General features: G+C 39.4%; 24 protein-coding genes and 1 tRNA gene. 14 read left to right on the forward strand and 11 right to left on the reverse strand.

All coding sequences use genetic code 11. From position 1 onward, the window contains the following. Nucleotides 1-31: 31 nt before the first annotated feature. A complete protein-coding gene (locus CH364_RS06380; RefSeq protein ID WP_100743448.1) occupies nucleotides 32-1,498 on the reverse strand; it encodes an OmpP1/FadL family transporter in 1,467 nt (488 codons plus the stop codon). Nucleotides 1,499-1,520: 22 nt separating this feature from the next. Continuing rightward, nucleotides 1,521-3,059, reverse strand: coding sequence for a hypothetical protein (locus CH364_RS06385; RefSeq protein WP_100742732.1), 1,539 nt, complete (start codon nucleotides 3,057-3,059; stop codon nucleotides 1,521-1,523). Nucleotides 3,060-3,158: 99 nt separating this feature from the next. Between CH364_RS06385 and CH364_RS06390 the strand changes: the two genes are divergently transcribed. From CH364_RS06390 to CH364_RS06400, 3 genes are all read left to right on the forward strand, one after another. Continuing rightward, on the forward strand, nucleotides 3,159-4,385 hold the full coding sequence (locus tag CH364_RS06390) for a M48 family metalloprotease (protein ID WP_100742733.1): 1,227 nt from the start codon (nucleotides 3,159-3,161) through the stop codon (nucleotides 4,383-4,385). Continuing rightward, the gene (locus tag CH364_RS06395) at nucleotides 4,382-6,550 is read left to right on the forward strand and encodes a CHASE2 domain-containing protein (RefSeq protein WP_100742734.1); all 2,169 of its coding nucleotides are present in this window, start codon (nucleotides 4,382-4,384) and stop codon (nucleotides 6,548-6,550) included. Before CH364_RS06390 ends, CH364_RS06395 begins: the two co-directional genes overlap by 4 nt. 72 nt (nucleotides 6,551-6,622) lie before the next feature. Continuing rightward, entirely contained in the window at nucleotides 6,623-8,425 is a 1,803-nt protein-coding gene (locus CH364_RS06400) for a methyl-accepting chemotaxis protein (RefSeq protein WP_100742735.1), read from the forward strand. Nucleotides 8,426-8,428: 3 nt separating this feature from the next. On the opposite strand, the gene CH364_RS06405 is transcribed toward CH364_RS06400, so the two are convergent. The 4 genes from CH364_RS06405 to CH364_RS06420 form a co-directional block, all read right to left on the reverse strand. Continuing rightward, the gene (locus CH364_RS06405) at nucleotides 8,429-9,232 is read right to left on the reverse strand and encodes a PhzF family phenazine biosynthesis protein (protein WP_100742736.1); all 804 of its coding nucleotides are present in this window, start codon (nucleotides 9,230-9,232) and stop codon (nucleotides 8,429-8,431) included. A gap of 92 nt (nucleotides 9,233-9,324) precedes the next feature. Next, entirely contained in the window at nucleotides 9,325-10,314 is a 990-nt protein-coding gene (locus CH364_RS06410) for a PAS domain-containing protein (protein ID WP_100742737.1), read from the reverse strand. A gap of 895 nt (nucleotides 10,315-11,209) precedes the next feature. Then, nucleotides 11,210-11,284 (reverse strand) — tRNA-Arg (locus CH364_RS06415). 19 nt (nucleotides 11,285-11,303) lie between these two features. Then, nucleotides 11,304-12,146: a hypothetical protein gene (locus CH364_RS06420; protein WP_100742738.1), complete on the reverse strand. Its 843-nt coding sequence runs from the start codon at nucleotides 12,144-12,146 to the stop codon at nucleotides 11,304-11,306. Nucleotides 12,147-12,178: 32 nt separating this feature from the next. Between CH364_RS06420 and CH364_RS06425 the strand changes: the two genes are divergently transcribed. The 5 genes from CH364_RS06425 to CH364_RS06450 all read left to right on the forward strand — a co-directional run bounded on the left by CH364_RS06425 (nucleotide 12,179) and on the right by CH364_RS06450 (nucleotide 15,615). Further along, nucleotides 12,179-12,535, forward strand: coding sequence for an HIT family protein (locus CH364_RS06425; RefSeq protein WP_100742739.1), 357 nt, complete (start codon nucleotides 12,179-12,181; stop codon nucleotides 12,533-12,535). A gap of 47 nt (nucleotides 12,536-12,582) precedes the next feature. Next, on the forward strand, nucleotides 12,583-13,344 hold the full coding sequence (locus CH364_RS06430; RefSeq protein ID WP_100742740.1) for a polyphosphate kinase 2 family protein: 762 nt from the start codon (nucleotides 12,583-12,585) through the stop codon (nucleotides 13,342-13,344). Continuing rightward, the gene (locus CH364_RS06435; protein WP_100742741.1) at nucleotides 13,341-14,081 is read left to right on the forward strand and encodes a UDP-galactose-lipid carrier transferase; all 741 of its coding nucleotides are present in this window, start codon (nucleotides 13,341-13,343) and stop codon (nucleotides 14,079-14,081) included. The genes CH364_RS06430 and CH364_RS06435 overlap by 4 nt, the downstream gene beginning before the upstream one ends. Nucleotides 14,082-14,714: 633 nt before the next feature. Beyond that, nucleotides 14,715-15,185, forward strand: a complete 471-nt coding sequence (locus CH364_RS06445) for a MarR family winged helix-turn-helix transcriptional regulator (RefSeq protein WP_100742743.1) — start codon at nucleotides 14,715-14,717, stop codon at nucleotides 15,183-15,185. 10 nt (nucleotides 15,186-15,195) lie between these two features. Then, a complete protein-coding gene (locus CH364_RS06450) occupies nucleotides 15,196-15,615 on the forward strand; it encodes a DUF1398 domain-containing protein (protein ID WP_100742744.1) in 420 nt (139 codons plus the stop codon). Nucleotides 15,616-15,645: 30 nt separating this feature from the next. Here CH364_RS06450 and vapC read toward each other — a convergent pair whose 3' ends face one another. The 5 genes from vapC to CH364_RS06475 form a co-directional block, all read right to left on the reverse strand. After that, nucleotides 15,646-16,044 carry a type II toxin-antitoxin system tRNA(fMet)-specific endonuclease VapC gene (gene vapC / locus CH364_RS06455; protein ID WP_100742745.1) on the reverse strand — a complete coding sequence of 133 codons (399 nt, stop codon included), beginning with the start codon at nucleotides 16,042-16,044 and terminating at the stop codon, nucleotides 15,646-15,648. Beyond that, nucleotides 16,041-16,271 (reverse strand): toxin-antitoxin system, antitoxin component, encoded by a 231-nt coding sequence (locus tag CH364_RS18795; RefSeq protein ID WP_100742746.1) that lies wholly within the window; start codon nucleotides 16,269-16,271, stop codon nucleotides 16,041-16,043. The genes vapC and CH364_RS18795 overlap by 4 nt, the downstream gene beginning before the upstream one ends. A 114-nt stretch (nucleotides 16,272-16,385) precedes the next feature. After that, nucleotides 16,386-16,997: a hypothetical protein gene (locus tag CH364_RS06465; RefSeq protein ID WP_100742747.1), complete on the reverse strand. Its 612-nt coding sequence runs from the start codon at nucleotides 16,995-16,997 to the stop codon at nucleotides 16,386-16,388. Then, nucleotides 16,998-18,488, reverse strand: coding sequence for an NAD(P)H-hydrate epimerase (locus tag CH364_RS06470; protein WP_100742748.1), 1,491 nt, complete (start codon nucleotides 18,486-18,488; stop codon nucleotides 16,998-17,000). After that, nucleotides 18,489-19,679: an LIC_12708 family protein gene (locus CH364_RS06475; protein WP_243401269.1), complete on the reverse strand. Its 1,191-nt coding sequence runs from the start codon at nucleotides 19,677-19,679 to the stop codon at nucleotides 18,489-18,491. Nucleotides 19,680-19,727: 48 nt separating this feature from the next. Here CH364_RS06475 and rimP point away from each other — a divergent pair, with 48 nt between their 5' ends. The 6 genes from rimP to rpsO all read left to right on the forward strand — a co-directional run bounded on the left by rimP (nucleotide 19,728) and on the right by rpsO (nucleotide 26,076). Beyond that, on the forward strand, nucleotides 19,728-20,216 hold the full coding sequence (rimP, locus tag CH364_RS06480; RefSeq protein ID WP_243401270.1) for a ribosome maturation factor RimP: 489 nt from the start codon (nucleotides 19,728-19,730) through the stop codon (nucleotides 20,214-20,216). A gap of 4 nt (nucleotides 20,217-20,220) precedes the next feature. Next, nucleotides 20,221-21,618: a transcription termination factor NusA gene (gene nusA, locus CH364_RS06485; protein ID WP_100742750.1), complete on the forward strand. Its 1,398-nt coding sequence runs from the start codon at nucleotides 20,221-20,223 to the stop codon at nucleotides 21,616-21,618. 15 nt (nucleotides 21,619-21,633) lie between these two features. Then, nucleotides 21,634-24,297 (forward strand): translation initiation factor IF-2, encoded by a 2,664-nt coding sequence (gene infB, locus CH364_RS06490; protein ID WP_100787839.1) that lies wholly within the window; start codon nucleotides 21,634-21,636, stop codon nucleotides 24,295-24,297. 10 nt (nucleotides 24,298-24,307) lie between these two features. Then, entirely contained in the window at nucleotides 24,308-24,778 is a 471-nt protein-coding gene (gene rbfA / locus CH364_RS06495; protein ID WP_100742752.1) for a 30S ribosome-binding factor RbfA, read from the forward strand. Between the two features lie 75 nt (nucleotides 24,779-24,853). Further along, nucleotides 24,854-25,783, forward strand: coding sequence for a tRNA pseudouridine(55) synthase TruB (truB, locus tag CH364_RS06500; protein WP_100742753.1), 930 nt, complete (start codon nucleotides 24,854-24,856; stop codon nucleotides 25,781-25,783). A 26-nt stretch (nucleotides 25,784-25,809) separates the two neighbouring features. Continuing rightward, nucleotides 25,810-26,076, forward strand: a complete 267-nt coding sequence (gene rpsO / locus CH364_RS06505) for a 30S ribosomal protein S15 (protein ID WP_100742754.1) — start codon at nucleotides 25,810-25,812, stop codon at nucleotides 26,074-26,076. The last annotated feature ends 3 nt before the right edge of the window (nucleotides 26,077-26,079 follow it).

Consider the following 26,079-nt stretch of genomic DNA (forward strand, 5'->3'; position numbering starts at 1 on the left):
TATGGAGATTTGAGGACAAGTAAAATATAAGTTAATTTTTTGAACTAACCATAATATAAACTGAGTGAGCACTGTATTCAAATGATTGCGATAAGGAATTCGGATCAATACGGGAATTTCCATATCCAACTTCTCGAATATAAGTAACAGAGACTGATGATTTTGAAGTGACCCAAGAAAATCCTAAACTTAAACCTTTGTTTCTAGAATATTCATTTCTTGGATTTGTTCCAGATCTTGCTACTTTATAAATGACACTGGCATCACCTGAATTCATTTGTACTTGGTTGCCGTATGTGTTCTGGAGGTATAAATCAACGGCTGATTCAGTCCAGGAAATTGGTTTTGTATTTGGTTCGTTTGTATAGATTCCAGCTAATACGGAGAAGGTGTCTGCAACATAGTATTCCATCCCGGCAGCAAAGTTTGTAGTGGAGGCTCTTGTTAATTCTCGAACTTCAGTGTCATTAATTGTGTATGTAACCCTACGTCCGAACGCCGAAATTTCATCTTGGTTCCTTCTGGATTTGTATCCAGTGGTATAGATCATGTCAAAGGATGCCAAAAATCGAGAAGTTGGAAAAAAGGCGACTCCAAATCTTAATTCAGAAGTTTGTGGAATTGATGTTGTGAGTTTTGGTTTTTGTGTAAGGACACCCGATTCAATGGATGATGCTCCATCTCCTGTTCCTTCTATAAAATCAATGGCAGAGGAGCCTGGTCTCCTAGTTGAGTCTGCATACACTTCGTTATAAAGTCGGTTCCCTCCCATAACAAAGATTCGCCGATAGCTCATCCCTAAGGATACCTTTTGGATTGGTTGGTATTGGATTCCGAGAACTGGCATAATGCCTGAAGTTCTACGATTGTCAACATAAGATCGCATTACATAACTTAGATCAGAGAATTGTTGGAACTGAGTCCTTGATACTTCTTTTGTATCATTCATATAATAGAGAGTAGCACCAATTGACAGTTTGTCGGAAAGTAAATAGGCGGCACTTGGTCCCACGAGGAGTTGGTTGTATTTTTCTTTTGAGTAATTTCTTGTTGAGTTGATGGAGGGAGAAACTAGTGGGTAGTTGACTTGGTCCACTCGGTTATAAGAGTAATTGTAGGTATTGACAATTGAAAATGCAAACTTCCAACGATCAAAGTTTTTTAATAAACCTATAAAGTTAGGATCAAACCCTTGGTGCGTTTGGTTGTAAACTTGTCCAGGTGTATCAATGTTGATATAACTTCTTTTTACATCCTTAAAATTGCTGGCAGAAATAGAAATTCCATCGTTATAAGTAAACCCAAGTCCTGCAGGATTGTAATAAGCACCAGAAGGGTCATCGGCAATAGCAGTAAAGGCACCACCGAGTCCTGCGGCTCGTTCTCCGTAGAATCCTTGTATATTATGGAAAGGTTCTGAACCCAAAACAATATTTGGGTATAAAAATAAAATGAAAAGAAGGAATACGAAATTTTTAATTAGTTTGTTTTTTGACATGTTTAGTTTCAATTTGAAAATTTTAAATTTGTACAACTGTGTTTGCGAGTAAAGTATATTGTTCGTTCCCGTTGGAATCAATATAATAGCGCCAAACTTTGGCAGATGGAATTTGATCGGCGGTTCCATAAAAATCTACATAATAAACGGGCCCACCACTATTTACGTTATTAAAAAATTCGCCCCATCCAATGTATTCATCTGGAAATGTGTTTGGATTTACACCATTTGGCATAACGACATAAGCATCATATTCTGTAAATCCAGCATCGATACCGATATTTCCGCCTGGAAGTGATATCACAAAATCGATATAAGCATCCCATTCAAATTGGTATGCGTTTGCACCTGTTTCGTAAAATTGTCCATAGAGGTCGTTGTCAAAGTAACCTAATTCTTCATAATCATTGTTTGCAGGAGTAATAATATCATAATAATCTACTGCAAAATATGCAGTATCACCATTGGCATCATAAGTTTCTTCTAAATAATATTCTTCCTGATTTGCGTTGTCTATGTATTCCGTTGTCACATACCCACCGTAGTCGTTGGTTTTTCCTTTGACCGTGGTTGTAATTTTATCGCCGGAGTTTGTATCATAAACATTGCTATAACTCAAGGTTACGCAGTTGTTAGCATTGGCATTTGTGTCGTTGTCACATTCTTCAAAAGTAAATCTAGTAGTGGATTTGTCTGTACTGCCTGAACCACTTGTGACTTGTTTGATATTTAAGATGGCTTTGTCTTTTTTTCCTTCTAAAGTGATATAAGTAATGGATGCCTCCACACTTAAAGAAATTCCAAATATTTTTAAAGAACGAGTAATCGAACTAAAGATTTTTGTTTTATCAGATTTAAATTTTATACTTTTTTGAAAACGATTGTTTGCAGGGCAAGGTTGCGGGGTTCCAATGGAATCTGCAAACGAATACTCTACTTCCATATCATATTCGTTATTCGATAGTTTTCTGTAAACCATTGCAGGACTTGGTACAGCTTGTCCTATAAAAGGAAGTATCCCTTCGTTTTGTAGACTAACAAGCTCTCCGCGTGCTTCATCAGCACTAAGCCCCAAACGTTCGATTCCAGATAAAAATTCATCTTCCATGGATTGTGTAATTCTAACTGTAGATGCCCCACCAGGAACACAGGTCCCAGGATTTGCTTTCGCTGTGGCATAAGCTCCGCTGATAAGAACTAAATCTCGTTTGGAGTCTCGCAAAATTTCTGAAACAATGGATGTGCCTTCAGTAAGAAACGCTTGTCCAGTGAATCCAGCATCAAATGTGTCTTGCGCAATGCCTTTAGATGTTGGCATCAAACGAATTGATTTTGGTACTTTTCGAACGGATGCGCCAAGTCCAGTAGAAGGTTTGCGAATGGATCTCGGAACTGCGACACTTAAATTCGAAGGAAGTTCTGAGTTGATATTGGAATTCAGTAAGTTTCTAACTAGAAAGCGAGACACCAAAGCTTCTAAGGAGTTACTTTCATCTTTTTCTTTTTTGCAACCTACCAAAGTAAAGAATAGAAGAAAAAATAATAGAAATAGATGATTCATTACGCATTCATTTCATGAGTAGGAAAGGAAATGTCAATTCTAAAGTCTTCTAATAAAAAAAGAGTTTCCAACGATTCAATCAAAATCATAATTTCTTGAATGAGAGCACTATCTCAAACCGTTTTGTTACTTTTTTTAGCACAATCACTTCTGGCCAAAGGCAATGTATACGTACAAAGCACAAAGGCGAAACTTCTTTCCCAACCCAAACTCAGTGCAGATGGTTCAGCATTGGCAATGGGAGAAGTACTATCTCCTATCAGTGAACAAGGACTTTTTGTCCAGGTTCGGACCCGCGATCAATTAGGTTGGGTATCGAAATTATTTGTTTCCCCACTCCCTCCCGGTAACCAGATCAAATTGGGAATCACATCCAATTCATCGGAAGCTGTAGTGGCTAGGCAAAGAGCTTCTGACTTTACAAAGACAGCGGCAGCAAGAGGACTTTCTGAAACACAAAAGATGAGAGTTCGTGGGGAAGGGGATCAATATGATTTTGAATCCTTACGATGGCTTGAATCCGTTCCTTTTGAATCCCCAATAGCACAATCCTCTCTCACCGAATCAAAAGTTGAGAATAAACCATTGTGGGAACAATGGTTTTATAGTTCAGAATTAGAAGTGCCTAAGGAAACAAGGGCAGAAGTAAAATTGGGAAGGTCCCTTGCCGCACGATTACTTAAAAAATTTCCTTTGGTGCGAGATCCTGAATTAACGGGATACCTTACGGGAATTGCCGCAAGGCTTGCTGCGGTTTCTTCTCGAAAGGATTTGAGTTTTCGAGTCGGAGTGATTGAATCCTCGCAAATCAATGCATATGCTTGTCCCGGTGGATTTGTTTTGATCACCACAGCCAGTTTAAAGAAAATCCAATCGGAATCGGAACTTGCTGGTATCATTGGCCATGAAATGGGACACATTGTACTCTTTCATAATGGAGAATTTAAACAATCCAATGTGTTTTTTGATATCCTTTCTGGACTTTTATCTCCTCCTGGTGGTGAGGTTGTGAATGTTGCAACAGGCCAAGTTTTGGATGAGATAGAAAAACAATTTTTCGAAACAGGAAGGGATATGAAATTGGAATTGGAAGCCGATGAAGCGGCTGTGGGACTGACAAGTCAATCTGGATATTCACCCTTGGGACTATCGAATTACCTGAACACATTGTCCAGATCGGAAGGTACTGAATCGTTCAAAAAAACGCATCCTGATACAACAATTCGAATTGCAAAACTCATATTTTATGAATCTATTGCGGGAATCGAAAATGAACCTGTTCCGAAAGATCGTTGGAATGATTTTAAATCCAAACTAAAACCATGAAACAAAAGAATTTTCTTTTACCATTTTTTTTGATGGTCATTGTACCAGCAGGCCTTGTCGCATTATTGTCGTTATTTGGTTTTTCGCAAACTTTAAACAGAAAATTATCTGATTCTTTTTTTCACTTATTACCTTCGCATCATAGTATTTCTAAAGACATTGTCATTATTGATATCGATGAACAAAGTATAGCCAAGTATGCAGACCATCCGGAGCTTGGACAATGGCCTTGGAAACGCAACATATATCCAACATTGATTGGTTACACCAAACTGATCACACCACCCAAAGTGACTATCATCGATATCATGTTCACAGAGAGATCAGACTACGATGACGCTTTGGTTGCTGCCAATCAAAACTTAGGAGAGATTTCGCACGCTGCCAATTTTCGAGATGGAGGAATTGTGATTCCAAGGTTAGGGGAAGAGATATTGATCCAAAAGTTCAATGTCACTCTACCGGAAGAGATTCCTTTTCCTCGTTATGAAAATGCATCTTTTCCCATTGGGCAAGTTGGGGAAACTTCACCTATGATCCATGTTGTGAATGTGATCCCTGACAGTGATGGAATTCTACGCAGGTTTACACCTTTTATTCGGTGGAAAAATTACCATTTTCCTACTCTCGCTTTGCAAGCGTTTGTTGCTGGCGAATCCTATCTTTCAAATTGGGAAAATGGTAAACTCACAATCCAAAAAGGTGAAACAAAACGAGAAATTCCTTTAGGAAAAGATGGTTTAGTACGTGCTTATTTTTATACAGAAGAGGAACTTCGAAATATTCCTCGTTACTCAGCTGCAGGAATCATTGAATCATTAAACGAACTAAATACTAGTGAAGTAGAAGATCCAGAAAAACTATTAGTACCACCGACTGTGTTTGACAACAAAATTGTGTTAATTGGAACCTCCGCTGCTTCCACTCATGATGACGTTGTCACACCGCATGGTCTTTTTCCTGGTGTGATTGGGCAGGCAGTATTTGCATCCAATTTAATCGAAGGACATATGTTACGTGAACTTCCAGAAATTTTTGGAATTGGGTTTACGTTGTTTATTCTTGTGGTTGGAGTTTTTGTCCTTTTTATCAATCAATGGCATTTGTTAAAAAACATATATCCTATTTTAGCCGTTTCAGTTTTTATTGGTTTATTCTTTTTTTTATATCGTTTGGATTTGGTTTTACCAACTTCTTCATTTGTTTTTGCATTCCCCGTATCGTATTTGTTAGGTTTTGCTTATTTGACTTATACAGAAGGAAAAGAAAAAAGAAAGTTCAATAGTATTCTTCGCAATCTAGTCGATCCAAGTGTTGTCAGTGAAGCATTGGAAGATATGGATTCTTTAAAAAAAGGAGGAGAATGGGAAATTACTGCATTTTTTTCCGATGTAGCTGGATTTTCTTCAATTAGTGAAGAATTGAGTGCTAGTGACCTTGCAAGATTACTGAACGAATATCTATCTGCAATGACAAAAATTCTTAAGTCCAATTCTGGTACGTTAGATAAATATATTGGTGATGCCATCGTTGGAATCTTTGGTGCTCCCATTCAAAACAAAGAACATCCTAGGCTTGCCTGCAAAACGGCATTGGAGATGGTTTCTGAATTGGAAATACTCAGATCAGTCTGGAAAGAAAAAATGGATTATACGGAAACGGCAAGGAATATGAATTTCCGGATAGGTCTTAACTGTGGACCAGCTAAGGTTGGTTTTATGGGAACAGATAGTTTGGCTTCCTATACAATGATGGGTGATACTGTAAACCTTAGTGCTAGATTAGAAGCGGCTGCGAAAGATTATGGAGTTTCCATTTTAGTTTCTGAAAGTATCGAATCTATTTGTCAACAAGACTACCATTTCCGATTTTTAGATTGGATTCGTGTAAAAGGAAAAGAGGCACCAGTAAAAATATATAGTTTAGTATGTTTTCTTTCAGATCTTTCGTCACAGATTCTAGACGCAGAAAAAATGTACGACATTGGTTTTCAGTTTTACCTAAATCGAAATTGGGAAAAGGCGATAGAATCTTTTGAAAAAGTATCCGAAATTTATGGAATGAAAGATGTTCCAAGCCAACTTCTCATTGATCGTTGTAAGACATTGTTTAAGAACCCACCTCCAGAGAATTGGGATGGCGTATTTACAAGAACTTCAAAGTAAGTATGAATTTTTACTTCTCTAATATAAAAAAATACAAAAGAAAAGAACTAGATTTGAAAAGGAAAAAACAAAATGGAAAAAAGGGAAATCACCTCGATTTGTTGGAATTTGACATTGGGGTTGGAATTATTAACTTCAATTTTGGCAGTTCCAATTGCTGTTTTGTTTATAGTTTCTGGTGGTGAGTATAACTTTGAAAAGGCGATCTATGTTGTCCTCGGAGCCACCATTTCTCTAACTGTTTCTTATATTGTTCCAACGATTCGGTTTTTTCGTTTGAGGAGCCTGATCTCCCAAACCTCTCCTGATTATTTTTTAAAAAAAACAAACGAAGAAAAACAGAATATCAAAATTCAACTCCTAAAATTTCCAAGAAATAACTCGGGATACTTTCTTGTCCAATGGTCACTTGGAATTCCTTTTGCTGCCATTATCACATTTCTTTTTTTTACACCAACTTTTGTTGAGCTAATTCCTTATGCAGTTTTGCCAGTGATCATTTATCCAGTATTAGGTGTTTCTCATTTTTTTATGACTGAATTAAAGTTGGCGCCAGTATTGTCTCAGCCCTTGCTAAGGGAGCTCAGTTTGCCAATGACTGATATCCCTCGTATTGGAATTTTTCCAAGAGTATTTTTTACTATGTTTGCCGTTTTTAGTATGAGTATGACAACTCTTGGATACTTACTTGGGACTCAAGTTACAGGTGTCATCCGATTACAAAATGCTGGAATCACCATTGGACTTCTTGCGTTATTTATTTGTATTGCTATTTATGTATTAACTTCTTTGTTTGTTCGAGCCTTGAAGTCAAACACAGACCAAATGGTAAAACGGTATGAAGGCCTCGCTTCAGGTGACCTTCGTAATACGGTTGCAATGATCTCCACTGATGAACTTGGTTTAGGAACCTTATCTCTCAATTCTTTTATTGAAAGCATACGAAAAATTACAGCCGGTGTTATTGCGGAAGCGGAACGAGTTAGTAAGGAATCGAAAGTAATTGCATCTCAAACCCAAGGACTTTCGCAGGCGATGATGGAGCAGGCTTCATCCACTGAACAGATGTCAGCTGGAATTGAGGAAATGTCTGCGAGTATTCGTTCCACTGCATCAAGTGCAAAAAAACAAAATGAAATCACACATGCTTCACTTCAATCATTAATCGAAATGGAATCAGAGTTGGTCAGTGTTCACTCGACAATGGAACGTACAGAAACAGAAACAAAAAAAATGGTAGAAGAAATTCATTCTGGCCAAAATGCATTACATTCCACCTTATCTGCTATGGAAGAAATTGAAACAAGTGTGGAACATACTGCTGATGTGATCCAAGTGATTGGCGAAATATCAGATAAAATTGGCTTATTGTCTCTCAATGCCTCTATTGAAGCTGCTCGTGCAGGGGAGGCTGGGCGTGGATTTGCAGTGGTTGCTAGCGAAATTTCTAAGCTCGGCGAACAAACACTACAAAATACAAAACGTATTTTAGAAGCAGTGGAAAAAGCCTACGAAGCATCTAAGTTAGGAAGGTTAGCTGTTTCCAATACCGAAAAAACATTTTCGCAGATCGGGAGTGCTGTCGAAACGACTGTCCAACTAATCAAAGATTCATCTGACATGACCAAAAAACAGGTGCTTATTGCTAAAGATGTTAAAGAAGGTTTTGGAAATTTAACTCGTTCTGCTTTAGAGATCGAACAAAATACAGAAGAACAAGCTCGGACTTCTTTTGAGTTGTCTCATAGTATTGCTACCATTTCCGAAGGAACCGAATACCTTAATCAATTTGTAGGAGAAATTGACAAACTTTGTGGTGCTCTCTCTGAGCAAGCGAACAACTTAAAACGTGACGTTAGTTTTTTTCAAATTTAATAATTAGATTTCACCGCGAAGATACAAAACTGCAGATCCTCCAATGGACACACGATCGATTTGTAATTCGATAAAAAAATCTGCTCCTCTGCTTGATTTCTGTAAAGACCTAAATTTGTTTTTCTTTAGCCTCTTTGCCACAAAGGGAGCTAGGCTACAATGGGCCGATCCAGTGGCTGGATCTTCTGGGATTCCGAGTCCTGGACCAAAAAATCGAAATTCATAGTCTACAATTTCTGACTGGGATTCTGAATCTTTAATCCAGAGTGCAATAAAACCTCTGTTTGTTGGTAGTTTGCCTAGATTTTGGAAATCCGGGGACAATATTTCTAAATCTTTCTTTTCATCGAAGACAAAGATTGTATCTTTTCCTTGCCAAATTTCGATTGGCTCCCTTCCCAATATAGAAGTCAAAACTTTTGAATCGATTGTTTTTGATTTCTGGAAAATTGGATACGTGGGAAAATTGAGATATATCAAATGTTCATCGATAGTGATGGGTAGAGATCCAGATTTAGAAACAAACTGAAATTCGTTTCTATTTTCTGCATAATAATTCTTTAATACAAAAGCGGCTGCCAAAGTTGCATGTCCACAAAGATCGACTTCTACAAAAGGTGTGAACCAACGAATTCGATAATCATTTCCTTCTTTTACAACGAAGGAAGTTTCTGAGAGGTTATTTTCTTTTGCGATGTTTTGCATCCAGATGTCATCTGGCCAATCGGTAAGAACAAGAACTGCTGCCGGATTTCCTGAAAACAAGGAATTCGTAAAAGCATCAACGATAAATATGCTTTGTTTCATGAACTGATTCTATCAGAGAAACCAATTCTAGTAAGTATACAGTTCAAAAAATTGAAAGTATACAGTTTTGCGAGTAAATATAAGTGAAACTTTTATTTAGAAAGACTAATCGCAGTTCTTTTTACAATATCACAAACCAAAGTATCGAGATCTGTAGCAGATTTTTTTAAGTGTGAATAAATTTCTCGGCTGGTTTCTTCAGGCATACCTGATTCCAATAAATTCACAAGACCAAGGATATTGGAAAGTGGACTTCTGATTTCGTGTGATTGGATTCTTGCAATTTCCTTTAATTCGCGAATCTGATTTTTGATTTTTTGATCGGCTAAGACTTTTTCTGTGATATCTACGATAATCGCCGAAACATAACTCGTTTGATTGACAACAAATCCATTCAAACTTACTTCCACTAAAATTTCTGTCCCATCTTTTTTTACTGCTGTGGTGACTTGGTCTTTTCCGATGCGCATGGGTCTGGGTGCTTGGAAATATCCTTCGATCATACGGTCGTGTCCACCTCTATGATGAAAGGGCACAAGTAGTTCTACAGATTGATTGATGAGTTCTTCTCTCGGAAAACCAAATGTATTTTCCGTTTCTAAATTGCAGTGAATGATTTTTCCTTTAGAGTTAACTATAAGAATCGCATTTGGTGCGGATTCAATTAAATTTCGAAACTTCTGTTCACTTTCGGAAAGTGCAATTTCCATTTTCTTTTTTGCATCAATGTTCTTTGCACGGAGACAAACTCCTAAAAGTTTTTTTTCCTTATCATAGGTAGGAGTCATTTTGTATTCATACCAGATGGAGATATCATTGAGTCTTGCGAGTCTTTCAATAGTAACACTATCTCCTCCAGTCGCCGTTTGAAAGAGATCGAAAAACGCTTCTTTGTCGGCAGCAGTCACAAAGTTACGATAATCGTCCCCAGTTTTTAGAATCTTTCCAGAATAGGCTTGGATCGTCAGTTCCAGGTTTTGGTTGTAGGCAAGAACGCAATAATCAGTTCCCATCAGTACAATGGCATCGGTTGAATTATCCAAAACCATTTGTGCATAATTGACAGGAATATTTGAAACCATTTTTAATACAAATTTTCAATTCTGTTGAGAACGTAAATCAGAAAATGTTTAGATGACTCTTGAGTCAGTATTTCTAACAATTTAAAGCAATGAAAATGTTGGAGTTACCTTTAATGGAGTTATTTTATTTTTCTAAAAATTTGTTATTCTTTAGAGAGGAATCCAATTTTAGTATGATTGTAAAATTGTAAAACACGTTAGGTAAGTTGGGTTCTAAACATCGTAAATGTAAAATGGGAAAGTCTATAATTATATTCCGTTTTTTTTCTGGATTTGATTTTAAGGAAAAATAAGTTCAAAGTAGTCCTGTGAATTTATATTCCTCTGATGATTGTGGTTTCAAAAATAACGAACATGTTATTGGCCTTTAGATACTACTAACAAAAATAGGAATTACATAGGTTGATTTGGTTTATGATCATATCAGGTCTAAATTTTTTGCGATAAGTCATTTGGTAGTTTCGCCAGTAAATACTTTCTTTTTGTTATCGTTATTTTGCGGTCCACTTTCTAGTGATATTGCCTTTATTTTTGTGGGAGGTAGAGAATATTAAAATATTTATGTATACTTATTTAATTACGAAGTTGTGAAAGTTTTGGTGAGGAATGTTAAATTCTATAGTAATCTTTTTTGATTAATAAGAGGAAAATGATCGCCAAACGTTGGTGAAGTTGTTAGTCATGTTTTCTTTTCGGGAATCGCCCTCTCCGCTGTCAACACCTCCTGTGTTGTCAACGCTTCGAGGCACGGCTACGCCTGGTTTTGCTCTCCCTTCGCTATCTTGGCTACTGGACAGAAATAATCACTCCCTATGGGTCGTTCTCATTTCTGATCACAAAACTGTTAGATTCCCAGCTTTGTTTTGTTAGATGGATTTTGTTGTAATGATTGGACTGGTGCCCCAGGAGGGAATCGAACCCCCACTGTCGGTTCCGAAGACCGATGTTCTATCCGTTGAACTACCAGGGCATGGTGATGGTATGTAATGTCAGGATAGGGGGGGCCTGTGTTCGGGCAAATGATTTTTTGGATGGGAAAGGCTCATCCGAATGATGTAGAGAGAAAGTAAGATGGTCCAACCAATCAGGAACAACCGAAGGAATAAAAATACATAGTAGATGGGTTTTGGTTCACCGGGAACAATAAAGATGGTTAGGTCGTTCGCCGAAATGATTTGGGAACCTGGGAATTTTTTGCGAATGGAATCAAATGCTTTTCGAAAATCACCAAGACGTTCGGAAGGATCTAGGTGAAAATCATTTGTATACCGTAAGGAACCTTCATCACCAAAAGCATAAAAATGTGATTCCCAACCCAAAAATCCAAATTCAGCGGGAAGGGAGCCTGGCGGGTTTCTGACAAAAAAATAAATGGTTCCGCCCTCATAGGCAAAGGAAGGAATTTGTCCCTCGAGTCTAAGTTTGTCTTTGCTAAACCCGTCCTCATAAAAATCGGACCAGTCTCCCCATTGGTAAATAGTGCCAGAATCTTCTTTCCATAAAAAACCACCCAAACTTGGAAGTTCTTCGAAGGAAGCCACTAGCGATTGGAATTTTTTATTTTTTTCCTTGGCATCGCTTCCCTTGATGGACTCAGAGCGAAGTAGGTTTTTCAATTGAATGCGAAGGTCTCTCACTTCTGAAGCATTGGCTTCTAAAATTCGTTTGTGAATTTCTGTTTCCTCTTTGCGAAAAGGATTGGAAAAAACGACTTCTGAGAGCGAGTAAATGAATTCAGTCAATGGTTCTTGAGAATCCCCTTGTGTTTCGGCAAAGGTAGGCATTGGACCAAACGTTGCTATGAATAGCAGGATTAAAAAATAGATTCTCATCTCTTTACCTATCGGCCAAGTTGGGAAGAATGATGAACTGTCCTATCTGCGATGCCCACAAAAATAAATCCCAAATTCTATTCCAAAACGAAGATTGGATCCTCAGAAAAGCAGACCAAAACCTAGAAGGGTATTTGTACATGGAACATCGGAACCACATTGAATCTTGGTTTGGATTGTCCTTGGGAGAGTTTGAAAATTATGGAAGGGCATTACACAAAGCGACCGAGATCTTAAAACAATTTGATCCCGAAAAAATGTACATTGTTGCCATTGCAGAAAAAGTTCCTCACTTACATGTACATTTGATCCCTAGGTATGAAAACCAAGAGAAAGGAATTGATCATATAACAAAAGCCACGGGCCCAGGTTTTCCGCGACCCATGTAAAAGACAAAAAAAAAGAATAGGATTTTTACAAATCCAAATTACAATCTTTGCTTGTGGTTTTAGAAAGACATCCAACCAACCAAGTTCCCAACAATTCAATCAGTGACCTTACCGATTTACAGGAACGATTTTTTCTTTTACAAAGAGAAAGTTCCAAACAAAAAATAGCTCATATTTTTCTCATCGAAGGTTTTGCTTCTACAGGGAAAGGATCGATTTTACAGTCGTTAACGATCCGTTTGGATCCAAGGAAGTTTAAAGTCTATTCTCCCTATGTGGACCAGTCGGAAGACAGAGGTTATCCCTTTCTTTGGAATTTTTGGAGAGTGGTTCCCCGTTACGGTGAGTTTTTGTTTTATCTCAATACTTACTACAGTCGTTTGGCATACCTTCGCTGTGAAAAAAAGATAAACTTAGCCGAATACGACCATCGATTGTTATCCATTTTAAATACAGAAAGAATTCTTTCTAAAGACAAAATCATTGTTCATAAATTCTTTTTACATATTTCCAAAAAAGACCAAAAAAAACGTTTAGAAGATTCCAAAAAGAAAAAAAAGGAATGGGAACTGTCTCGTTTTGACAAAGACCAAGGAGAACATTACAACCGTTACTTCGAAATTTTTGATTCTATTTTGAGTTCTTCTCGAACCATTGATTCCCCTTGGCAAATCATATCCTGCGATAAAAAAGACGACACAAAACTTCTTGTATTTGAAGCAATCTTAGAACGTTTGGAAAGGATCTTACAATTTGATTCTAGAAGTGCTTTGCAATCTATCAATCACGGTATGGAGCTCATTCCATGAAATCAAACTCATTACAAAATCGTATCCTTCATTTACAACAGTTAGATATGAAACAAAATCTATTACCTGACGAATACCAGGCAAAGATGAAGGATTTAAAAAACAAAATCCGTGAACTCACATTTCTTTCGAAAGCAAAAGACAGACCCATACTTTTTGTGTTCGAAGGTTGGGACGCAGCAGGAAAGGGTGGTTCCATTCGAAGGCTGACACAAGAAATTGACCCACGTTTATTCGAAGTTCATAATATTTCTGCACCTAATGCAGAAGAGATCCAACACCATTATCTTTGGCGGTTTTGGAATCGAATTCCTAAAAAAGGACATATCGGAATTTTTGACCGTTCTTACTATGGCCGAGTTCTTGTAGAACGGGTGGAAGGTTTTGCTACCGAATCGGAGTGGTCTCGGGCTTATGAAGAAATTTTACTTTTCGAAGAACAACTTGTGAGTTTTGGAACCATCGTCATCAAATTTTGGTTACACATTGATTCGGAAGAACAATTACTTCGATTCGAAACCAGAAAAAACGACCCACTCAAACGTTGGAAACTCACTGACGAAGATTGGCGTAATCGTGACAAATGGCCTCTCTATGAAGAAGCCGCGAACCAAATGTTCCAAAAAACCGACGCACCCAAAGCTCCTTGGTTTTTGGTTCCAGCCAATGACAAATACTTCGCAAGGATCAAAGTCTTGGAAACCGTAGTAGGTAGACTACAAGGGGAACTAGAGTAAAAAATTAGATAAATACTCTCAATCGAATGTCGATTAAAGATTCAATTTTTGTTTTATGTTTTGTAATACTACAAGAGATGTGGAAAATTACAAATTTTTGCATAACATATCAAACACTCTTGAAAAATAACTGTATCTGTTTTACCAGTAAATTCTTGCATTTTGACTAAATAACAATTAAGGAAGGATTCACTTCTCCTTTCTTGTGATTGGTCTTCTTTTTTCTGTTTACTACAATAAGCAAAAAACAACAAAAAACAGGCAAAATAAACAACTGTTAACTTATTCATAAAGCAAGTTTTGCCGAATTACAATATCATTTCAATTTTTTTTTACAGAAAAAATTAGTTTGAATTTGTTTTGTTTGAGCGAATGGTTTTCGCAGTATGCTTTTTCTGTTCGAAATGTAAGTTACATTAATTAAATTGAATATTTAGTTTGAATCTTTTGTAAAACGATTTTTATATTTGAATCTGAGAGGAAAGCTAATGGATTTTTAGATAACAACTCAGGGTAAAATTCTAATTACTATATATCTGGGAGAAATACTATTATTACACCAAAAAGGATTTTGGATTTTAAAAACCATTTAATTTCCTTGACAATCGTTTCCTAGGAAACTATAGTGAGTTTATGCCCAAAAAACAATATTTAGAGCCGAGCCACTTAAAGTCTCACTTGGGATACCATTTACGAGTTGTTTCTAATGCGGTTTCGCATACTTTTGCTTCGAAACTTGCTGCTTTGGATGTAACCGTTGCAGAATGGGTGATCCTTCGTGAAATATATTCTTTTGAAACCAACACTTCACCTAGTATCATAGCAGAGATCACAGGTCTTAGTCGGGGAGCCGTATCCAAACTCGTCGATAGGCTTTTAAACAAAGGCTTTGTGAGTCGCGAAGAAGCAAGTGGAGATCGGCGTTACCAAGAAATCAAACTGACAAAAGAAGGGATAAAACTTGTCCCCAAACTTTCAGAGATTGCAGATGAAAACGATTCCACATTTTTTTCGCTCCTTTCTAAATCAGAAAAAGATGAACTAAGGAAAACTCTCGTGAAACTAACAAATGCTCATAAACTCAATTTAAACCCAATCGAATAAGGAAACACATATGACCAATCTAACAACAAAACTAGCAGAAGCGCAAAAATTTGCGATGTCCATCCGACCCAAAGTAGGAGGTTTTCCTGTCTTAGCGGAAGTTCTAAGAGAGGCAGGAATTCTTATGAATCGATGGTATCTTCCTTCTTGCCAAGCCTTCTATATAATGAAAGAAGGCTCCGTTGTCCAGCAGGGAAATCCACTTGTGTCAGGAGTCCATGAAATTCCGAACTTTCATAGAGAAGATTTAATTAAAGCAATCCGCGCCGACCAAGAAGGAAAAAGTACCTTCCCGGAATTTTTAAAGGCAACTTGGGAAGCAGGTGTAGTAGGATACGATGCTGATTTTACTAACAGAAAAGTAATTTATTACGGCGTGAACGGGGAAAGTTATTTAGAAGAGTATCCTTCGGTGACAATTAAAATATAGCACTGGTTATACTTCGATATGCCTGGTGTTTTAAGTCCAATTTTCTAATTTAAGAGATTTGATTCTTGAAAATTCTTTTTCGTTATTAGTGACGAGAATTCCGTTGTTACTGATGACAATCGATGCGATAATTAGATCGTTTGGTCCTATTGGTAATCCTTTCAATTCTAAATCGGAACGGATTTCTGGGTAGATTTCTGACTCTATATCGTTAAAACCGATAATTTCGAAAGGATCTAGGAAGTTTAATATCGTTCCTTGATTTTTTTTGGGATTTTGACTTTTTAATGCACCGAGCAGTAGTTCTGCTTTTACGATTGAAGGGATTTTAATTCTATTTGGGTTTAGTTTTTTTATATTATTTTCAATCTTGTCGTTTTTTCCTTTGAGGAAATAGATACAAATGTTGGTATCCAAGAAATAATTCAAAACGTCTCTCTCTTACTATCATTTTTAAAACTTAAAGAATCTGGCCTTTTGAAAGATTCGTCCTCGATTGAACCATATAATTGAAAATAATTGTCAGGCCATTTTTTCTCAAAGGAACTCTGTAATTTCCCTTTCACCCATTGTGATATAGAAACCTTTTCCTTTTTTGCAGCTAATTCTATTTTTTTGAGTGTTTCTTGATCTATGTATAGCGATAGCTGTGGCATTTTATTCTCCTTTGACCGGATCTAGGGACAAGTATACTTGCAAGTATACTTGCGTCAATCTTATATTAATACCTATGGGTTACTTTTGATGTTGTTATGGCTAGAGTTTAATCTTTACTTATATGGCTTTTGTTTGATTTGAAACGTATAGGTTCTGTCTTCGGATTGGATGAGCACCTGCGAATAAAAACCTAAATCGAGGGAACGAAACTTCGAACGAAAGATAGAGGCATCTTCATCAAAAATTTCCTTTCGACAATCGGAAATAAGGGACTTCCATTTTTCTTTGGAAACAGAATGGTATAAAAATCCATTGGCATTCGGGGGAATGGTTCGGTTCTCCCAAAGGATTTCTTCTTGGAAACACAAAATCCCTTGTTTCGTTTTGATGCGAAACTCCGACTTCCAGTTTGGGTTGGGAACCTGGATGGGACTTTTTGTATTATTTTCGATGAATAAGAAATACCCTTGGAACTTTTCATCTTCTTCCCGGGAAAGACTTAAATAGGTCGGGTATCCGTCTACGATCTGTTTGTCGGACTGGGTTCTGTTCTGGAAACTTCCTGGATTTAAGGCCCGAAATCCAATATAAAAAATCAGTACAACTAAAACCAAATCAATGAGAAGGACAATTTGTCTCCACCTTGTTTTTTTGTTTTTATCGCCGATTTGTTTTAGGTATTCGCGAAATTCTTCCGGCGAACGTGAGTGGAATCCTTTTCCCATTTATACTAACTCCACAAGGGATTTTAGAATTTGGTGTGCCGATGGATAGGGTTCTTCCAATTGTTTGGAATGATCCAAAAAGGATAGGGCTAGCTGAACCGATTCTGGAATTTCAAAATCCAAACTCAGGTATCTTGCTAAAATTCCTGATAACAAATCTCCCGTTCCCATGGTTGCGAGTTTTGGATTGGGTGATTCCCAAACATAAGAAGAACCATCGGGACAAACAAGAAGACTTACAAAAGATTTGAGTAACACATATACATTGTTTTGTGGACAGAATTCGATTAACGTATCATAGGCGGTCTGAACAGAGTTATGAGTTTTTCCCGTCATCCGATTTAATTCTCCGACATGAGGGGTGAGAAGGATATTTTTTCCCTTGGGGAGTTTCGTTCCAAAGTCAGGAATGGCTCCCGCATCCAAAATCATTTTTTTACCTTCGGGTAAATTCCATCCTTCCAAATCTTTCGGATACGTTGTGAGACCAGGTCCCACAACGATTGTTTTAGTTTTCGTAAAAAAAGGATCTTCGGAAATTTCTAAAAACGAAGAGGTCTTTGCCATTTTAGAAAGATCATCTTTTAAAATGAGAGAAGTGATTTTTGAAGATGGGGAGAAAATTTTACTAATCCCTCCACCAAGTCGTGAAAAGGCTTCTTCGGATAGTAGGATCGCGCCTTCCATGCCTTGTTCCCCACCGAAAAAAATCGCAGACCCCGCACTGTATTTGTGATCTTTGTTTTTTCTTTTGATCACCGAGGTTGCGGATTCTGGATCTGGTTCTAAGTAGAATCGATTAGAAAAGTTATCATTGTTTAGGTGGGTACGAATCGGAAATCCAATGGATTCGTAGTATCTAGGAATGATGGAATCTTTTTCGTAAATAAATCCAATGTTTTCCCATTTCCTTGTCCCCAGTTCTTCAATGGAATCGGCATAAACAAATACATTGGTTTTTGCCTGATCTCCAAGAACGTATGGATTCCATCCACTAGGTGAGTCTAAAGACAACCTGTAAAAAAAGACATCGGAATCGTTGATGGTTTCAATGAGCTCTACAAGTTCTTCAGAGAGGTCTCCCAGGAATCCTGTTCCAAGGAGGGCATCCACAAGTAAAACAGAGTCTTCCTCTGCCTCTTCCCATTCCCTATAAAAGTCCTCTACAGTACCAATCATTCCGAGTGTTTTTAAAACCAAAGATTCGTAGAACTTTCCCGCCTCGGATTTGTTTGGTGAAGTGGCAAAACATTTAACATGATATCCTTCTTGGTGAAGGGTGTGGGCGAGGGCATACCCGTCCCCACCATTCCCTCCTGTCCCACAAAGAATCCAAATGGACTCTGCTGTTTTCCATAAATCTTCATTGGCATGAAATACAGAAAGGGCAGCCATTCCCATTAAGGTCTCTTCGCTAAACCCTAATTCTTTTGCGGCGAGAGAATCTAAAGCCTTAGATTCTTTATTGGTGAATAAGGGTTTTTGCTTCATTTATATCCAACGATAGACTTCCAAAGCCCCTGCGCGAATCCGTACGGAATAAATATTATCGAAAGCATCTGTATAGGTTTCTCGCCATTGTCCGCGTGGGCTAGAAAAAGGAATTCGTTTGTTGTTGATATGATTTCCTTCTTTGTCATGGACTTGGAGCCTAGCCGCATTCCCACCGTCTTCTGTTTCCCAAATATAAAACTCTCCATTGTTACGAATGGAAAATAAAATCTCGGAAGGGTCTTGGATCTCTTTTAAAAATTCAGAACTTTTCGAATCAAAAACAAAACGAAAGATCCTACGAAACTTAAACCGTTTGTCTTTTTTGGAATAATAACTAAATGATCCGAGAACATACTCACCTTCTGGATGGGGCAAAAGTTTATCTAAAGTGATGTCATATTCTTTGGAATCGTTACTTGCAAATACATCAAGCCCTGATTCTTTTAAGTTCCCTTTTAGTTCTCCTTCCTCAAAATAGGAAAGTCGCATTTCTTCTGCAATGCGGTGGTAAACAAATAACTTTTCTCCTTCACCTGGAAGGATAAATTCAATGTAACGGAACGGTTCTGTGTTTTTTCCAGATGCCCCTAACATAAATTTCACGACACCTTTTTGGGAAATTTGAACAAGAAATGATGGAAGTACCGTAGTTCCTTGGGTGGAAAAGGCCCCACTGTACGTTTTGTAGAGATTTTCTTGGCCTTGGGGAAGTTCCATTCCTTTGGTAGAAATTCGATTTTGGACAATGAGGTCGCCGTCTTCATTCATGGCAACAATTCCAATCCCGCCAAATCGAAACGGATAATGAGGAATTCCGGAAATGGATTTAAAATCCGGGTTTCCTAGAGTGGCATCAAGCCTTCCATTTCTATCAAAAAGTTTGATTACCGCTTGTTTATTGTCCGCCATTGCGCTAATATTGGAAGAGTTGGGGATGGTTAAGGGAACGTTGGTGAGGACTTGGTTCACCACAACACCTTCAAAACTTTCGTTGGTTTGTCCAAGAGGGATGCGGAATAGGATTTCTTCTTTTAAGTTCTCCACTCGGAAACGAAGGCAGGAAACAAAAAAGGAGAGGGTGAGGATGAGATAAAGGATTCGCATGGTGCAACATCCATTCCCTAATTTTTTATTTACAGGACAACTCGCTTTTCCTAACTTGACAGTAGACATGTTAAATTTTAACATGGGCTGGGTCTCTTATACAGATCCCTTTTGGGATCTTTTGGAAATGGTTTGGTATATACCGAGGAAAACATCAGAGAACTTACTTTACGTGTTCTCGCTCCACCTCTAGCGCTTTTTTCGCTCCAAGTACAGAATCGGAAGAACCACGCCCTCATTGAGATTGAACTGGATCATCTCACAGACAAAACTGGCTCCGCTAGTTTGGAAGACTGTGAGACTGTGTCTAGGAGACTCAAAGAGGAGCTGGATTTATGGGGAGAGGAATTTGATTTCACTCTCCAAGTCTCCTCAGCGGGAGCAGAACGTGTTTTGCGTCTGCCGGAGGATTTAATTCGTTTCCAAGGACTTTTAGTCAAACTAGAAGTGCCGCTGGAAGCAGGGAAATGGGACAAACGATTGTATCGTTTGGGACCGGTTTCGGGGGATTCAGTCGAGCTTACGCTTTACGATCGTAAAACTCGACACAAAAAGAACCAAAAATCGGTATCTATGCCCATCGCAGAAATACGAAAGGGAAATTTGTATTTAGAAATTTAAGACTATGGCGACAAAACAAGCAACGAAAGAAACTGGGCTATTCGAAGCCATCCAACAATTCTGTCAGGACAAATCTCTTGATAGAGAACTCGTACTCGGTGTCATCCGAGACTCACTTCTCGCCGCCTATCGCAAAAAAGTCGGATTGGAAGCGGAAACAGATGACCGTTGCCAAGTAGACTTCGGGTCCGATAACAAAAACGAAATCATCATCTCTGTCCTTCGTGACGTGGTAGAAGATAAAACAACAAACCCTCTGGAGATTTCTCTGGAAGAGGCAACCAAATTGGAACCTACTGCACAAGTAGGAACCCAAATGCGTGTGTTTGAAAAACCACAAGACCTTTCTAGGGTACTTTCCAGCCAAGCCAAACAAATGGTGTTCCAGCGTCTTCGTGACATGGAAAAGGAATTACTCTACCAAGAGTATAAATCCAAAGAAGGGGAACTCACTCACGGGTACTTCCAACGTTGGAAAAAAGACATCATGTCCATCGACCTCGGCAAGGTAGAAGGGATCATGTTGAAAAAAGACCAAAACCCGGGTGAAAAATACCGCCAAGGGGATCGTCTGAAAGCCATCATTTCAAGGGTAGAACTCAGACCCCGTGAACCAATGCCTGTCATCACACTCTCCCGTGCTTCGGGTGACTTTGTGAAAAAACTCTTCGAGATGGAAATTCCTGAAGTGTATGATGGCATCGTGGAAATTCGTGATGTAGCCCGTATCCCGTCTTACAGAACCAAGGTGGTTGTTACCACTAGTAAGTCCGACGTAGACCCAGTGGGTGCTTGCGTAGGGATGAAGGGAGTTCGGATCCAAGCCATCGTCAGAGAACTTGGAAACGAAAGGATCGACATTGTCCTTCACTCGGATGAACCAAGTGTATTTATCGCTAATGCCATTTCTCCTGCAAAACCAGTAGAAGTGCATGTGGATAGAAAAAGAGGAGATGCTCTTGTCATTGTTCCCGATGAATCTCTTTCTCTTGCCATCGGAATCAACGGATCGAACGTAAAACTCGTATCTCAACTTTCCGGTTTCAAAATTGATATCAAAACAGTATCCCAATACAACCAGGAACTAGCTTCACCGGAAGCTCGTGAAAAACTGGATCGACTCTTCAATGCCCAACAAGAAGCAATGGAAGAATCGGACGACCAATATAACGAGGGTCAAGATGAGGAAGAAGAGGATTCCGGATTCACTCCGCTATCCGAAGTTCCGGGTCTCACTCCCAGAATCGTTGGCCTTCTCGAAGCCGGCGGGATCAAAAATGTGGAAACCCTTCTCGAGTTCAGCCAAGAGGAACTTTCGAAAATTTCCGGAATCGGGAAAACAACAGCAGAACAAATTTTACGTCTGCTCCGTGAATCTATCGAATGGGTAGAAGAGGGTTAAGTTTTAAGGCATACTATGGAAGAGCAAAAATCGATTAAAGAAACCCTCCAGCAGGGAGCCAGTGGTGACAAAACCAAGAAAAAGCTTGTCATCAAGAAAAAAGCGGCACCTGCAGATGAGAAAAAAGAATCCGGTACGAGTCCGCAAAGCGCAGAAGCCAAAACAACTTCTCCTGCTTCGGACAAAAAAAAGGATTTGAATGAACTCATTCGTGAGGAAGCCAAAAGACAGGGACTCGGTTCCGGTCCACAAGCTCCTTCCCAAGCATCACCGATTGTGTCCCGGCCAGAAAGAAAACCGGAACCACAAGCAGAAAGAGAAAGACCTCCTATGGATCGTAAACCCGAATCCATTCTTTCTGGTGATACATCTTCTCCTAACTACCGTTCCGGCGGTGGTTCTGGCCAAGGCGGCCAACAAGGAGGAGGAAACCAAGGTTATTTTAGAAAAGAAGATCGTAACCCGATCGTTTCACGTCCTACAACTCCGCGCCCTCAAAGACCGGAAGGCCAAGGCGGTGGATACCAAGGAAATCGCGGACCTGGACAAGGCGGCGGCGGATACCAAGGGAATCGTGGACCTGGACAAGGTGGCGGTGGATACCAAGGAAATCGCGGGCCTGGACAAGGTAGCCCTGGTGGATACCAAGGAAATCGTGGACCTGGACAAGGTGGCCCTGGTGGATACCAAGGAAATCGTGGAGCTAGACCCATCGGTCAAGGTGGCCCTGGCGCAGGTAGACCTCCTGGTGACGCTCCTTTTGGTGCTCCGGGTGGACCTCCCGGTGCTGGTGGTGCCAGTGGTGCCAAAAAGAAAGTATTCGATAAAGAAAAGGGCGGAAGAGAAGAAAACGAAAACACTAAGTTTTTCAAACAATCTTTCCGCAAACAAAAGGCACAAGCTGCAGCATTAGCAGCTGTTCCGAAAGAAATCTCCATTTTGGAAAACATCCAAGTGGGAGAGATCGCTAAAAAACTGAATTTAAAACCCGGTGAAGTCATCAGTAAACTCATGAAAATGGGAATGATGGTAACCATCAATAATGTGATCGATGCAGAAACAGCATCCATCCTAGCAGATGACTATGGTTGTAAGGTGAAGATTGTTTCTCTTTACGATGAAACTGTTATCGAAGAAGAAAAGGATGCACCGGAAGACTACATCACTCGTCCTCCAGTGGTGACTATCATGGGTCACGTTGACCATGGTAAAACAAAACTTCTCGATACCATTCGCTCATCACGAGTGGCAGAAGGGGAGTCTGGTGGAATCACTCAGCACATTGGTGCTTACCAAGTAGAAACAGAACGCGGTAAAATTGCTTTCCTCGATACACCTGGTCACGAAGCCTTCACTTCCATGAGAGCACGTGGTGCCTCGGTTACTGACATTGTTGTGCTCGTTGTTGCTGCAGACGATGGGGTTATGCCTCAAACGATTGAAGCCATCAACCATGCCAAAGAAGCAGAAGTGCCAATCATTGTTGCGGTAAACAAAATTGATTTACCTGCAGCAAACCCAGAAAAGGTGAGACAAGAACTTTCTAATTACGGATTACAACCAGAAGAGTGGGGTGGAACTACCATCTTCTGTGATATCTCAGCGAAAAGTAATATTGGAATCGATAAACTTCTTGAGATGCTTATCATCCAAGCAGAACTTCTGGATCACAAAGCCAATCCAAAACGAAAAGCAAAAGGAACCATTGTGGAAGCAAAACTCGATCCAGGTCGTGGTGCTGTGGCAACGGTTCTCATCCAAAACGGAACTCTTCGTGTAGGAGATGCTTTTGTTGCGGGAGTTCACGCAGGTCGTGTGCGAGCTATGTATGACGATCTTGGTCATTCGATCCGTGAAGCCGGTCCTTCTTTCCCTGCCCTTGTGACAGGACTTGATGGAGTTCCTGATGCTGGCGCACCATTCGATGTGGTGATTGACGATAAAGAAGCACGAACCATTTCTCATAGCCGTCAAGACTATGAAAGACTAGGCCAATCTAAAAATGCGGCCACTCGTGTGACTCTCGACAATATGAGTGAGATCATCAAACAAGGTGCTCTCAAAGAACTCAAAGTCATCATCAAAGCGGACGTACGCGGATCTACAGAAGCGGTGAAAGAAGCACTAGAAAAACTTTCAACTGCCGATGTTCGTCTCAACGTAATCCATGCAGGAACAGGTGCCATAGTTGATTCCGATATCATTTTGGCATCGGCTTCGAACGCCATCGTGATTGGTTTCCATACTCGTGCGAATCCAAAAACGGTCTCTCTTGCAGAGAAAGAAAAAGTAGAAATCAAATACTACAGTATCATCTACGATGTTGTGAACGAGGTGAAAGCTTCCATGGAAGGAATGCTCGAACCAGAAAAAGTAGAAAACGTAATCGGTAAGGTAGAAATCCGTGACGTATTCAAAATTTCTAAAGTTGGTAACATTGCAGGTTGTATGGTTAAATCTGGGAAGGTCACAAAACAAGCTTATGTTCGTGTGGTCTCAAGCGAGTCCGGTGAAATCACTTGGGAAGGTAAGATCAAAAACCTCAAACGTATGAAAGATGACGTGGCAGATGTTCTTACTGGATTTGAGTGCGGTATCTTACTCGATGGATTCAACGACTTCTCTGTGGGTGACGAAATCGAAGCATACGAGATTCGCGAGATTGCTCGTAAACTGTAAGGCGGCATAAATGAATCCCATTCGAATGAAAAAACTCGAATCGGAGATCATTCGCCTTATCTCCACAGCAATTTTGGAAGGCAAGGTAAAAGACCCTCGGGTCTTTTTACCGAGTTTCCATCGGATCGAGATCAGTGAAGACCTCCAATATGCAAAAGTGTATTTTACTGCTCTATGTAATAACAACGAAAGGAAAAAACTCACACAAGGCCTAGTTTCTTGTGCAGGTTTTTTATCCTCTCTTGTGGGAAAAAATCTCCACCTTCACACCAACCCAAGATTTACATTTGTCTGGGACAATAACTACATCAAAAGTTTAGAAGTGAATCGTCTGATTGATGAATCCGCTCCCAAAACTCTTTTCGAAGAACTGCATCCAGAAGAATCCGAATCAAATACAGATTCAGAAGATGATTCTGAAACGGAAATTTCTTCTCCATCCCAAACAAAAACTGATGGTGATGGAAATAGCAAAGAGTAAAACAAAAGAACCCAAAAGAATACTTTTTAAAGTATTTGAAATTTTGCAACTTACTTTGATTTGGTGACTTGTTCAATGTCTAAACCCTATCATTCTGGATTTTTATTTGTCTACAAACCACCAGGAATCACAAGTTCCGATTTGGTTTTGAAAACCAAACGGATCTTAGGTCAAAAGTCTGTTGGCCATACGGGAACCCTTGACCGGTTTGCCGAAGGTCTTCTCATTTTGCCTTGTGGAGATTACACATCCTTCTCCCAAGTTTTTCTCGGAAAAGATAAGTCTTACTACGGGGAAGTGGTGGTGGGATTCAAAACCGATTCCGGGGATCCAGAGGGAGTGGTGGAAGTGGACGAAAGGAATAAGTTCCTTCCTCGTTTTGTATCAGAATTTCCGAGAGAACGATTGCTCGCAGAACTGGGACAACTCACGGCTCTGACTTTCCAAAAAGCACCTAAAATTTCGGCTCTGAAAGTCGGAGGGAAACGCCAGTCCGATCTCGTTCGGGAAGGTTCGCCTGTGGAAGAAAAAGAAAGACCAATTTCCATTTACAAAGTAGAAGACATCCAATTGACAGAGTTTGGATTTTCCTTTCGGATCCATGTAAGTTCTGGAACGTACATTCGTAAAATCGTCCTCGACCTTTCGGAGAAGTGGGGTATTCCCCTTTCTCTGGGAAAACTCGTCCGGGAATCCATTGGTGAATACGATTTGAACGGAGTGAAAACCCTAGACCAAATATCTAACCAAGACCTCAGGAATTGGAAAGAAGTGTTTCCACTTCCCACTCGCGTTGTGGACGAAACTGAAAAAAAAGCTGTCATCCACGGGGGTTATATCTGGGACAAACTACCGACGCCTGTGGAAAATGGGTTTTATATCGTGGACGCAGACGAAAAAACCATCCTTGCTTGGTGCGATTATGAAGGGAAACCGGAGCACATTCCTTACCGGTACAGAAAAGTATTTTTTGACCCTTCAGCAAAAATTATGTTTTCTAAATGAGTCCTTCTTAAAATCTGGACACTAGTATGATCACAAAAGAACAAAAACAGCAGATCATTGCTACATTCGGTAGCAAACCAAACGACACAGGTTCTGCAGAAGTACAAATCGCTCTTCTCGACTCTCGAATCAAAGACCTTACTGAGCACTTCAAAGCTAACAAGAAGGACTTTCACTCTCGCCGCGGTCTTATCGCAATGGTGAACCAGAGAAAGAGTTTGTTGGAATATTTGAAAAAATCCAACGTAGAAAGTTATAAAAAGCTGATTGAAAAACTCGGCCTTAGGAAATAATTC

The organism is Leptospira harrisiae (genome assembly GCF_002811945.1).
Classification (GTDB): Bacteria; Spirochaetota; Leptospiria; order Leptospirales; family Leptospiraceae; genus Leptospira_A; species Leptospira_A harrisiae.

Bases quoted from the DNA above. Each gene is read 5' to 3' on its own strand.
- CH364_RS06475 (WP_243401269.1), bottom strand. From the start codon at position 19,679: ATGTTAAAATTTAACATGTCTACTGTCAAGTTAGGAAAAGCGAGTTGT.
- CH364_RS06470 (WP_100742748.1), bottom strand. From the start codon at position 18,488: ATGAAGCAAAAACCCTTATTCACCAATAAAGAATCTAAGGCTTTAGAT.
- CH364_RS06390 (WP_100742733.1), top strand. From the start codon at position 3,159: ATGAGAGCACTATCTCAAACCGTTTTGTTACTTTTTTTAGCACAATCA.
- rpsO (WP_100742754.1), top strand. From the start codon at position 25,810: ATGATCACAAAAGAACAAAAACAGCAGATCATTGCTACATTCGGTAGC.
- CH364_RS06405 (WP_100742736.1), bottom strand. From the start codon at position 9,232: ATGAAACAAAGCATATTTATCGTTGATGCTTTTACGAATTCCTTGTTT.
- CH364_RS06410 (WP_100742737.1), bottom strand. From the start codon at position 10,314: ATGGTTTCAAATATTCCTGTCAATTATGCACAAATGGTTTTGGATAAT.
- rbfA (WP_100742752.1), top strand. From the start codon at position 24,308: ATGAATCCCATTCGAATGAAAAAACTCGAATCGGAGATCATTCGCCTT.
- CH364_RS06435 (WP_100742741.1), top strand. From the start codon at position 13,341: ATGAAATCAAACTCATTACAAAATCGTATCCTTCATTTACAACAGTTA.
- CH364_RS06425 (WP_100742739.1), top strand. From the start codon at position 12,179: ATGAACTGTCCTATCTGCGATGCCCACAAAAATAAATCCCAAATTCTA.
- truB (WP_100742753.1), top strand. From the start codon at position 24,854: ATGTCTAAACCCTATCATTCTGGATTTTTATTTGTCTACAAACCACCA.
- CH364_RS06465 (WP_100742747.1), bottom strand. From the start codon at position 16,997: ATGGGAAAAGGATTCCACTCACGTTCGCCGGAAGAATTTCGCGAATAC.
- CH364_RS06400 (WP_100742735.1), top strand. From the start codon at position 6,623: ATGGAAAAAAGGGAAATCACCTCGATTTGTTGGAATTTGACATTGGGG.
- CH364_RS06380 (WP_100743448.1), bottom strand. From the start codon at position 1,498: ATGTCAAAAAACAAACTAATTAAAAATTTCGTATTCCTTCTTTTCATT.
- nusA (WP_100742750.1), top strand. From the start codon at position 20,221: ATGGCGACAAAACAAGCAACGAAAGAAACTGGGCTATTCGAAGCCATC.
- CH364_RS06420 (WP_100742738.1), bottom strand. From the start codon at position 12,146: ATGAGAATCTATTTTTTAATCCTGCTATTCATAGCAACGTTTGGTCCA.
- infB (WP_100787839.1), top strand. From the start codon at position 21,634: ATGGAAGAGCAAAAATCGATTAAAGAAACCCTCCAGCAGGGAGCCAGT.
- CH364_RS18795 (WP_100742746.1), bottom strand. From the start codon at position 16,271: ATGCCACAGCTATCGCTATACATAGATCAAGAAACACTCAAAAAAATA.
- CH364_RS06385 (WP_100742732.1), bottom strand. From the start codon at position 3,059: ATGAATCATCTATTTCTATTATTTTTTCTTCTATTCTTTACTTTGGTA.
- CH364_RS06395 (WP_100742734.1), top strand. From the start codon at position 4,382: ATGAAACAAAAGAATTTTCTTTTACCATTTTTTTTGATGGTCATTGTA.
- CH364_RS06450 (WP_100742744.1), top strand. From the start codon at position 15,196: ATGACCAATCTAACAACAAAACTAGCAGAAGCGCAAAAATTTGCGATG.
- CH364_RS06445 (WP_100742743.1), top strand. From the start codon at position 14,715: ATGCCCAAAAAACAATATTTAGAGCCGAGCCACTTAAAGTCTCACTTG.